The following is a 10,372-nucleotide window of genomic DNA, read 5'->3' as shown; positions in this document are numbered from 1 at the left end:
GCGGGAGGACGAGATCGCCCGCCGTGAGCGTGGTCTCGCGGACGAGATCGCGCAGCGCGGGGCTGGCGCGCAGGCGACGGGGTCGGACGTGCGGGAAGGACACGACGTGAGGGTAACGTCCGGTGCCCCCACGCCATGACCCTCAGGGTGCGGCTGCGCCGGCGCCCAGCCCGCGGTGCAGGGCCCGACGGCGGAGCGTCAGGGGCGTGCGACATCGTGCAGCAGCGCCGTCTCGACGTCGCGCAGGAACGCCGACACCTTCCGCGGCGAGTCCAGCAGGCCGGGCGCCTGCAACCTGAGCTGGGCGAGCCCGAGGTAGGAGCTGTACGCGAGCGCCGCGCGGTTGCGCGCCGCCGCGGGCGTCAGGCCGAGCTGGGAGAAGGCGCGCTGGAGCAGCGCGATGCGGCTGGCGGCAGCCACCGTCAGTGCCGCGGCGACGTCCTCGTCGTCCCCGGCCGCCATCAGCCGGACGATCACCGTCGGCTCGAGCTCGACGAACGCGTGCTGCAGCAGCAGGTGCAGCCGCTCGCGCGGATCCGCGATGGCGTCGAACCGCTCGGCCGTGTCGTCCACGAAGCGCTGCTGCCACGTCGCGAGCACCGCGCCCAGCAGCGCGCGCCGGTCCGCGAAGTGCCAGTAGAAGCTGCCCTTGGTGACGCCGAGGCGGCGTGCGAGGGGTTCCACGGCGACGGCTCCCAGGCCGCCCTCCTCGATCGCCGCGAGCGCGGCCTCGATCCAGTCGTCCCGATCCTTGGTGCCCGCGTCGGCTCGACTCACGTGCTGAGTATCGCCGGGACCCCATGCTCGAGCCAGGTGGGCGCGATCGTCCCGCCTCCGGAGCCGAACGCCTTCTCCACCGCCGGACGGCCCTGACGGAAGTGCTTCCACCCCTCGTAGTGGATGGGGATCATCGTGGTGGGCCGCAACTCGCGGCACAGCTCGACGGCCTCGGCCGCGTTCATCGTGTAGCGCAGCGGCCCGGAGAGCCAGGGGAACGTGACGCCACCGAGGTGGAGCAGCGCGGTGCCCACGTCGAGGCGTCGGGCCACCTCGCGGACCCCGTCGTAGAGCACCGTGTCCCCGGAGATCCACAGGGCGCCGTGCTGCTGGCCGTCCCACCGCAGCGCGAAGCCGATGACGTGTCCCACGATGGGCCGGCTGCCGGGCGGACCGTGACGGCACGGCGTCGCGGTGATCTCCAGCGGGACGCGGCCCGGTGCTTCGAGCCGTGTCGTCGCCCACGGGGCGAGACCGACGGCACCGTGCCCGATGCGCCCCGCGCCGGGAGCTGTCGTCACGACCGTCCCGGCGTCCGCGAGCAGCGTACGACCGGTCGCGTCGAGGTTGTCGTCGTGGTGGTCGTGGCTGACCAGGATCGCGTCGAGGGGCCCGATCTCCGCGGCCGGGATCGCGGGTCCCGCGAGCTTGCGCGAGTACGTGCCCCAGCCGAAGAAGTACCGTCCCCCGGGCGGGTCGAAGGTGGGGTCGGTGAGGATGCGCCACCCGCCCACCTCCAGCAGGACGGTCGGGCCGCCGATGTGCGTGATGGTGATGTCGGACGTCGTCGTCATGGCTGCCTCCTCGAGCGATCGGCGCGCCACGATGACGCACCATACGGCTGCGTATGGAAGCGGACGTGCTCGGCGGTGTCAAGCCTTTCCATACGCAACCGTATGGACGGCGCCGCGTCAGCGTCTTCGCGCGCGCCACTCCTCCTCGGTCATCGCGTAGATGCGGTGGTCCTCCCACGCGCCGTTGATCTGGAGGTACCGCAGCGCGAGACCCTCGTCGCGGAACCCGCACTTCTCCACGACCCGGATCGAGCGCGCGTTGCGCGGCATCACGGCCGGCTGCACGCGGTGCAGGCCGAGCTCGTCGAAGGCGAACCGCAACGTGAGCAGCACCGCCTCCGTGGCGTGCCCCCGACTGCCGGACGCCTCGTCGATCCAGTAGCCCAGGGTCGCGTTGCGCCACGATCCGAGCACCACGTTCGCGAGCGCGACCCGGCCGATCAGGCGGTCGACGGAGCCCGTGATGTCGAGCACCGCGAACCCGTAGCCCTGACCCGTCGTCCACGCCTCACGGTCCAGGCGCAGCTCGCGGGCCTGCCCGTCGGCGGTGTAGAACCGCTCGTCACGCCGCGACTCGTAGGGCTCGAGGAACGCACGGTTCGCGATGCGCAGCGCGAGAAGCTCCTCGAGGTCGCGCGCCGCGAACGGACGGATCGCCGTCCGCTCCCTCTCGAGGCGCAGACGCGGACTGATGGAGCGCGACATCGGCACGCCGCGATTCTCTGCGATCAGGCGAAGCGCCGCAGCGCGAGGCGCGCGACGGCGGCGTACGCGGCGGCGAGCGCCGCGAGATGCGCCAGCGCCACCCCCAGCCCACCGGCGTCGTTGACGGCCGCGTCCACGGCGTCCAGCGACGCCTTGAACGGGAACACCGCGCTGACGACGCGGATGACGTCGAACAGCCCCGCGCTGACCGACCCGCTCGGGACCAGCGCGAGGAACGCGATGGGCAGCGACATCAGGAACGCCAGCAGCGACGCGGCCCGGACCTCACGCGCCAGCGCCCCGAGGGCCACCCCCATCGCACCGAAGGCCACGGCCCCCGCGCCCAGCGCGGGCAGCCACAGCGGGGCGCGGCCGGCATCCAGTGCGACGAACAGCGACAGGCCACCGAGCATCAGCAGCGTCACGACGAGCGCGCACAGCGCACTCAGCACGATCTTCTCCACCACCAGCGTCGTGCGCGACACGAGCCCGCGCACGAGGCGCCCGAACGCGTGCTCCTCCCGCTCGAGCGCGAGCATCCCGGCGGCCAGGAGGACGGTCACGAACATCAAGGAGATCGTGACCGCGACGGCGATCGCGAACCGGTCCAGGGGCGTCGACGCGCCGTCGAGCACGGTGCGCTTCACCTTCACCGGCTCGCCGATCGCCCCGAGGATCTCGTCGGAGAGGTCGAGGTTGTCGATCGCGAGTCCGGCGAAGCGGATCACCTCGTCCAGCGCCGGGCGACTGGGGTCGTCGGCGGGCAGGTCGGCACGCACCCCTTCCAGGACCTGCTTGGTGCGCTGCAGGCCCAGCACGTCGAAGCCCCGGCCCAGGATCCTGAAGCTGCCGCCGCGCAGCAGGATGTCGAGGTACTGGCCGCTGACCTTCGTCAGCTCGTCGGAGAGCGCCTTGTTCGCGTCCGCGAGCCGGGCCTTGATCGTCGACTCGACGAACTCGGCCTTGATCGGGTCCTCCTGGTTGTAGATGACCTCGAGGGTGGGGAGCTCGACCGCGCCCGACAGGCTGAGGGCGCTGCGAAGCTTCTCGGTCGCGTCCCGGGGGATGATGAGCGCGCCGAGCACCTCCCCGTCCTTGACCTTCTTCACAGCCTCGGCCCGCGTCCGCACGCGGACCGGCTCGACCGACTTGAACAGCTCGCTCGCGTAGGTCGACGCGTCGCGGACCTCCCCGCCGATGGTGAATTCGGTCTCGCCCGCCGGAACCTCGTTGACGAACGCGATCGTGGGCTTGTCCGGGCCCTTCGAGAGCGCCAGCCCGATGAGCACGCTGATGATCACCGGGTAGGCGACGAGCAGCACGACCAGCAGCGGCGAGCGCCGCAGGATCTGGAGGTCCTTGACGAGCAGCCAGCGCATCGTCCGCTAGTGCCCCCGCTCGCGCAGGAACTCCACGAACGCCGCCTCGAAGTCGCGGTCCCCGTCGCCGACCTCGGCCTCGAGCCCGCGCGGTGACCCGCTGAAGAGCAGCTCGCCGTCGGCGAGCACCAGGACCGTGTCGGCGAACCGCTCCGCCTCCTGCACGTTGTGGGTCGAGAACACGACGGCGGTCCCCCCGGTCGCCAGGCCGCGGATGAACTCCCACAGGCGCTCGCGCTGACGCGGATCCAGGGAGGACGACGGTTCGTCGAGGAGCAGCACGGGCGGGTCGCCGAGCAGGCCGATCGCGATGTTGACGCGCTGCTGGTTGCCCCCGCTCAGCCGGCCGAGCTCCTCGCCGGCACGGTCCTCCAGGCCGGTCTGCGCGAGCATCCGCGCGACCGCGGCGTCGGGATCCTCGACGCCCTCGAGGCGCGCGAAGAGCCGGAGGTTCTCGGCCACCGAGAGCTTGCGGTAGACCGCCGGCTGCTGCGGCACCCATCCGACCTCCGACGCCGAGCGGCTCACCGTGCCCGCCGTCGGCGGCTGCAACCCACCGAGGATCGACAGCAGCGTGGTCTTGCCGGCCCCGTTGGGCCCGATGATCGCCGCGACCTCGCCCGGAGCGGCGGAGAACGACACCCCGCGCAGCGCCCGGCGATCGCCGAAGGTCTTGACGACGCCCGTCGCCGCGATGGCGGCAGACGGCGCAGATGGGGCGGCGGTCACGGCCAGGGAGGCTACCGATGGGCCGTCACCTCGCCGTCACGAGCCACGGCCCCGGGATCGGGAGGTGCGAGGATGCCGCGATGCCGCAGAGTCCCGCGACCATCCTCTTCGTCGGAGACGTCGTCGGCGCGCTCGGGCGACGCACCCTCCTGGGCCTGCTGCCCGAGCTCCGCGAGCGGTACGCCCCGACGTTCGTCGTGGTGAACGCGGAGAACGTCGCGGGCGGCCTGGGGATCACGCCGAAGATCGCCGACCAGCTGCTCGCGGCCGGCGTGGACGTCATCACGCTCGGCAACCACACCTACCACCACCGCGAGGTCTTCGCCTACCTCGACGCCTCCGAGCGCGTGGTCCGGCCCGCGAACTTCCTCAAGCGGCAGCCCGGCCGCGGATCGTGCGTCGTCGAGCGCGACGGGATCAAGCTCGGGGTGCTGAACCTCCAGGGCAACGTGTTCCTGCAGAGCGGGCGGCACGCGTTCACCGAGGCGGAGGTCGAGGTCGCCCGGCTCGAGTCCCAGTGCGACCACATCCTCGTGGACTTCCACGCCGAGGCGACCAGCGAGAAGGTCGCGATGGGCTGGTACCTGGACGGTCGCGTCACCGCGGTCCTCGGCACGCACACCCACGTCCCGACGGCGGACGCCCGCGTCCTGACCGGCGGCACGGCGTTCTGCACCGATGTCGGGATGACCGGGCCGCGCGGCGGGGTTATCGGCGTCAAGAAGGAGCAGGCGATCGAGTCGCTCGTCACGCAGATGCGCGTGCGATTCGAGACCAGCGACGACGACCCGTGGATCAACGCGGTGGTGATCACGGCGACGCAGCCGCGTCGCGCCGACGCGATCGAGCAGGTGCTCCTGCCCTATCGGCCGACGCCAGCGACCACAGACTGACCCCCAACGCCATGAGCAGCAGGACGTTGCGGGCGGCGACGATCGCGGCCGTCCCGTCGTCACCGTCGACGAGGTCGAAGTAGTCGCCGGGGAAGTACACCGCCGTGAGCGCCGCCGCCGCGGCGATCAGGACGGCGACCGCGCGATCCCCGCGCGTCCACGCGATCGCGGCCAGCGGCAGGATCCAGATCAGGTACTGCGGCGAGAGCACCTTGCCGAGCGCCACGAACCCCAGCAGCGCCGCGAGCACCGCCCGGTCCAACGCGTGCGGCGCGTCGCGCGCCCGCTCCAGCAGGCCCGCGCAGACCCCCAGGACGGCCATCGCGAGGAGGGCGAAGATCAGCATGACGGCATCGGCGGGCCCGCCGTCGAGGCCGTTGCTCTTGAACGGATCGGGCCGGACCGGGAACCCCGTGATGGTGGAGTCACCGAGGAACCACAGCAGACTCGCGGGCGTCGACTCGATCTGCACGGGACGGTCGAGGTGGAAGCGGAACTGATCGAGGAAGCCCTCCCCGGCGAACGGCAGGCAGACCACCGCCAGCACCAGGAGGAACGCCGCGCCACCATACGCGGCGGCGCGCCGCCGTCCGGTCGCCAGGAGGTGCACGAGCACCAGCGCGGCGGCGAGCGCCGGGAAGAGCTTGGTCGCCGAGCCGAGGGCGAGCACGGCCATACCCGCCGTCGGGCGCCCCCGGTGCACGAGGACGAGGCCGCCGAGCATGAGCGCGACGGGAACCAGGTCGAACCGGGTTCGCAGGAGCGCCCCGGCCAGGACGGGCAGCAGCACGCACAGCCACGCGGCGCGCCGACCACCCAGCGCCCCCACCGCCGCCTGGACGGCGAGGGCGGTCAGGAGCATCAGCACCCCGAACCGCCACTCGAACGCGGCAGCGCTCTCGGGGCCCAGACCGGGCAGCACGATCGGCACGAGCGCCAGGGGCGGGTACTCGAAGCCCAGGTCGGCGTACGGGTGCGCGCCGTCCAGGACGGCCGTGGCGTAGGTCCGGTAGACGAACAGGTCGCTGATCGTGTCGTCGGACAGCGGGCCGACGACGGTGAGCACCGCGAACGTCGCCGCCAGCGCGAGCAGCGGGGCGACGAGGGCCGCCCGGGTCACGCCGGGGTCGCCGCGGCAGCCGCGGACGGGGCCGGTGCCGCCGTGTCTGCGGGGTCGCCGGCGTCCGCCGCAGGCACGACCTCGCGACCGAGCGCGGCGAGCAGGACGAGGGGCGCCAGCCACACAAGGTAGAGGTAGAACCAGTGCGTCACGCCGAGCTGCAGCGCGATGAGGATCGCCCCGGCACAGGCCGCCAGGCCGACGACGTCGTCCCGCCGGCGCAGGAACGGCAGGGTGAGCGCCAGGGCGACGGCGATCGCCTGCCAGGCGCGCTGCAGGCCGTCCAGCTCGTACATCCCCCAGATCGAGAACGGCGACCCGCGCTCGGCCTGGAAGCGCACCGTGCGGTCGTACATGGTCGACAGCGACTCTCCGGCGATGAGGACGGGCGCCATCGCCACCAGCGCGGCGAGCGCGAACCCCAGGACGAACCGCGGCCACGTGCGCGGACGGTCGTGCGTCGCGAACAGCGGGGCGAGCGCGAGGGTCGCGAACTTGGTGAGCCCGCCGAGCGCCATGGCCGCGCCACGGCGGCCCGCCGTGGACGCCAGGAGGGCGGCCAGCACGAACACCGTCACGAGCGCGTCGTTGGTGTTGGTGTTCATCGCGTACAGCGTGAACGGGTAGGCCGCCCACCCGTAGGCGAGCGCGATCCCCAGCGACGGGCCCCGGACGCGCCGCCCCAGCAGGAACACCAGGACGAGCGCCATGAGGTCGAACGCGATCGATGCGGCGTGCGCGGCGGGCAGGTCGTCCCAGCGGCCCGACCACGGCAGCACCTGCTCGAAGGGCACGTACGCCTCGTAGACCACGGGCCCGTAGGTGTCGCCGTGCTCGTTGTCCTTGGGGAACGCTCCGTACAGCGGATCGCCGTCGACGAGCTTCTGCGCCCCGATCACCCCCGCGTACCCGACGTCGATGACGTTGGAGCTCGTGACGTTGAGCCCGATCCGGAACCCCACGAGGAACACGGTGGCGATCGCCAGCCAGGTGACCGGTACCAGCAGCGGCAGACCGCCGGTGCGCTCGGACGCCGTGCCGGTGGTCTCGCCGGCCGGCCGCGGACGGCGCAGCCCGATCCAGAGGAGGCGGGCCAGCAGGTAGACGAGCAGCGGGTAGACGAACGGGACGCTGACGTCGATCTGGGCGTCGTTGAAGTACGCGACGGAGATCCCGAAAGCCGCCATGACCAGCAGGTCGAGATGCAGCATGCGACGCCACCGCCGGGGCTGCAGGAACGGCACGACGAAGAGGACCGTCAGCGGGATCCACACCCACGGCGAGTTGACCTTGCGCCCGAACGCCCCGGGGTACCCCCGCGCCATCGTCCAGGCGACCTGGTGCCCGGACCACGCCTCCAGGACCTGGCCCGAGGCGTCGTCGATGGTGACCTGGACGAGCTCGCGGTCGCCCTCGGGGGGACGGCGCTTCTGATACCAGCCCACCTGCCAGCGGGACGGTCCCTTGAGGTAGACGCCGGCGTACGCGGACGGGTGCTCGCGGAGCACCGCGCGCACCTTGGCCTCCTTGCGGGCGATCGCGATGGCCCGGAACCCGTCGAGCCGGTGCCCGGCGGGCTTCTTGTCGAGCACGCCCGGCGGTACGAGCTCGTCGAAGACCGTCGAGGCCCGGGCCACCGTCGGAGGACCGCTCTTGGGCGCCGGGGCCGCGGTGACCGTGGCGGCCCCGGTGGAACCGGCCTGCTGCGCAACCCCCGGAGCCACGCTCGCGGTGAACGTCACGAGCACCGCCGCGACGCCGACCACGGCGCGTCTCACCGGCTGAAGCTCCAGAGCTTGTTGCCGATGAAGTTGAACGGCGTGGCGACCACGATCGCCACCGCCTGTGCGAGGACCTCGGGGGCGTCGAAGCCCGTCACCATCAGCTCCAGGACGCCGAGGCTCACGAGGAACGCGCAGACGCTCACGACGAAGAACCGCGCCGCCTGGAACCCGGCGTGCCCGTCCTGCGCCTTGAACGTCCAGTAGCGGTTCCAGGTGAAGTTGTTGGCGACCGCGACCAGGAAGGCCATGACCGCGGCGACCCGGTAGTTGAGATCGAGCGCGTGGACGGCCAGCGCGAAGACGGCCAGGTTCACGGCGTAGCCGCTGGCGCCGACCGCCCCGAATCGCACGAGCTCGAACCAGTTCGCGGGACGGCGCAGGCCCGCGCGCACCCGACCGGCGCGGGCCAGCGGGGCGATCACGTCGGCGTGCGAGCCGTCTGGACCGGGCGTGGACATCGTCGGCGGAGGGTAGCGGCCCGCCGAGGCAGTGCTCGCTGTCGCGGCGTCTACTGCGACAGCCCGAAGTGGGCCAGCGCCATCGGGGTGACGTCGGCGATCGACCAGCCGGACCACCGTTCGCCCGACCCCCCCGGGGCGTGCGACGCGTGGTCGTCGACCGGGTCGAGCCCGCAGAACACGAGCGCGCCCAGCGAGTCGCTCGCGTGGAGGGACCCGTGGCTGCCCGCACCGACGTGGTCGCTGCCTCCCCAGTCCGGGAACTCCCGTCCGACGGCGGCCGACAGCAGGACCTCGCCCGAGGTGGGGCAGGTCAGCGCCGCCCAGATCCGCGAGAGGGCGTCCGGGTAGACGTCGCTCCACACCCGCCCCTGGTCCCGCTCCAGGGCCAGGACCTCGAGATCGCCGTCCACCATCCAGCCCACGCCGCGGCGGTCGCGCAGCTCCGCTCCGGGGGCGAAGCGCACCTCGCCGCCACCGGCCCCCGACCCGCGGGCGACCGCCGCGGTCCCGTCGGAGGCCCGCCACATGACGAGGTCGACCCCGTCCAGGCCGCGCGCCGTGGCCACGATGCGGGGGACGAGCACGTCGCGCGACGGACCCTCGAGCGCGTAGACCATCGCGCTGCGCTGGGCGGGGCACAGCGCGATCTCGGCGCGCTTGGGGCGCGCCCCGTTGGCGGGCAGGACCGCGTAGTCCGCGAAGGCCTCGAAGAAGTCGATGCGCTGCTCGACGAGCGCGTGGGAGTGGTCGGCCACCACGATGATCGCGTGCTCGGCGAGGAAGGCGTCGAGGCCGCCCCCCGCGTGGACGAGGCGCTCGAGCTGGCGGTCGGCCTCCGCGATCGAGGCGACCTGGGCGTCGGGTCCGTGCTCGTGCGAGTGCGTGTCGTTGTCCGGCAGGGAGAACAACAGGAAGTCGCACAGGTCGTGCTCGACGAGGTACGCGCCGACGCACCCGGTGTGCTGGTCGCGCAGCCCCGGCATCCCCATCCGCGACCAGCAGCCCGTCTCCCGGCTCGCGAACAGGTCGGCGTAGAACAGCTCCTTGGGTCCCTGGACGGGACGGCGGATGACCGTGGTGGCCAGGCGGGAGAGCGGCGACTCCCGGGACGGCTGGTGCTCGTGCCGGCCGCGGTAGAACAGGTAGGTCGTCCCGGCGGTGCGCACGTGCGCGTCGTCGAGTCGCTCGAACACCGTCGGCACGTCCGCCGGGAGATGCTCGTGGTTCATCCGGTAGATGAGGTCGCCGAGCTGCTTGGCGATGCCGATCCGGCGAGCCGCCCCGAAGCTCGACCCGTACTCGACGTAGCGCTTCTCCTCACGGTGGTACCAGTTCATCGAGGCGATCCGGTGCTCGTCCTGCCGGCGCCCCGTCGCGATGGTCGCCGCGCAGCACGGGGTCACGGACGGGAAGGCCGCGCAGCAGTCGTCGACGTAGGTCCCCCGCGCCATCAGCGCCTTCAGCACCGGCGCGCGGCCGGCGGCGACCGCCTTCTCCAGCGCGCTCGGCTTGAGTCCGTCGATGACGGCCAGCACGAGCTTCGGTGGGCGCGGTGACGCCACGTGCGCCTACCGCAGGATCCGCAGGCCGGCGTACTTCTCGCCGTCGCGACGGCGGCCCTGCACGTAGAGGTAGGCGAGGAAGACCACGCCGAGGAAGCCCAGCGGGGGCAGCGCGATCGCCGCCCCGGCGAGGATCACGGCGGCGCTCTCCGCGTACACCGGCAGCGC

The 10,372-nt window shown here is 72.6% G+C and carries 10 protein-coding genes; 1 reads left to right on the top strand and 9 read right to left on the bottom strand.

Going from position 1 to position 10,372, the window contains the following annotated elements; all coding sequences use genetic code 11:
• Positions 1-198: 198 nt before the first annotated feature.
• The 5 genes from ABYE80_RS11305 to ABYE80_RS11285 form a co-directional block, all read right to left on the bottom strand.
• A complete protein-coding gene (locus tag ABYE80_RS11305; RefSeq protein WP_372790381.1) occupies positions 199-777 on the bottom strand; it encodes a TetR/AcrR family transcriptional regulator in 579 nt (192 codons plus the stop codon).
• Positions 774-1,571: an MBL fold metallo-hydrolase gene (locus ABYE80_RS11300; RefSeq protein WP_372790380.1), complete on the bottom strand. Its 798-nt coding sequence runs from the start codon at positions 1,569-1,571 to the stop codon at positions 774-776. Before ABYE80_RS11300 ends, ABYE80_RS11305 begins: the two co-directional genes overlap by 4 nt.
• A 117-nt stretch (positions 1,572-1,688) precedes the next feature.
• Positions 1,689-2,276 (bottom strand): GNAT family N-acetyltransferase, encoded by a 588-nt coding sequence (locus tag ABYE80_RS11295; RefSeq protein ID WP_372790379.1) that lies wholly within the window; start codon positions 2,274-2,276, stop codon positions 1,689-1,691.
• Between the two features lie 23 nt (positions 2,277-2,299).
• Positions 2,300-3,655, bottom strand: coding sequence for an ABC transporter permease (locus ABYE80_RS11290; protein ID WP_372790378.1), 1,356 nt, complete (start codon positions 3,653-3,655; stop codon positions 2,300-2,302).
• A 6-nt stretch (positions 3,656-3,661) separates the two neighbouring features.
• On the bottom strand, positions 3,662-4,384 hold the full coding sequence (locus ABYE80_RS11285; protein WP_372790377.1) for an ABC transporter ATP-binding protein: 723 nt from the start codon (positions 4,382-4,384) through the stop codon (positions 3,662-3,664).
• Positions 4,385-4,464: 80 nt separating this feature from the next.
• On the opposite strand from ABYE80_RS11285, the gene ABYE80_RS11280 reads away from it, so the two are divergent.
• A complete protein-coding gene (locus ABYE80_RS11280) occupies positions 4,465-5,277 on the top strand; it encodes a TIGR00282 family metallophosphoesterase (protein ID WP_372790376.1) in 813 nt (270 codons plus the stop codon).
• Here ABYE80_RS11280 and ABYE80_RS11275 read toward each other — a convergent pair.
• The 4 genes from ABYE80_RS11275 to ABYE80_RS11260 are packed head-to-tail and all read right to left on the bottom strand — an operon-like array spanning position 5,195 to position 10,204.
• On the bottom strand, positions 5,195-6,397 hold the full coding sequence (locus ABYE80_RS11275) for a glycosyltransferase 87 family protein (RefSeq protein WP_372790375.1): 1,203 nt from the start codon (positions 6,395-6,397) through the stop codon (positions 5,195-5,197). The two genes, ABYE80_RS11280 and ABYE80_RS11275, sit on opposite strands and share 83 nt — an antisense overlap.
• Positions 6,394-8,175 carry a hypothetical protein gene (locus ABYE80_RS11270; RefSeq protein ID WP_372790374.1) on the bottom strand — a complete coding sequence of 594 codons (1,782 nt, stop codon included), beginning with the start codon at positions 8,173-8,175 and terminating at the stop codon, positions 6,394-6,396. Before ABYE80_RS11270 ends, ABYE80_RS11275 begins: the two co-directional genes overlap by 4 nt.
• Positions 8,172-8,639 carry a GtrA family protein gene (locus ABYE80_RS11265; protein WP_372790373.1) on the bottom strand — a complete coding sequence of 156 codons (468 nt, stop codon included), beginning with the start codon at positions 8,637-8,639 and terminating at the stop codon, positions 8,172-8,174. The genes ABYE80_RS11270 and ABYE80_RS11265 overlap by 4 nt, the downstream gene beginning before the upstream one ends.
• A gap of 50 nt (positions 8,640-8,689) precedes the next feature.
• Positions 8,690-10,204, bottom strand: a complete 1,515-nt coding sequence (locus ABYE80_RS11260; RefSeq protein ID WP_372790372.1) for an alkaline phosphatase family protein — start codon at positions 10,202-10,204, stop codon at positions 8,690-8,692.
• Between the last annotated feature and the right edge of the window lie 168 nt (positions 10,205-10,372).

It is taken from the genome of Paraconexibacter sp., assembly GCF_041602235.1.
In the GTDB taxonomy this organism is placed as follows: Bacteria; Actinomycetota; Thermoleophilia; order Solirubrobacterales; family Solirubrobacteraceae; genus Paraconexibacter.
Note: the sequence above shows the minus strand (reverse complement) of the source record. Positions and strands in the feature narration are given on the sequence as shown.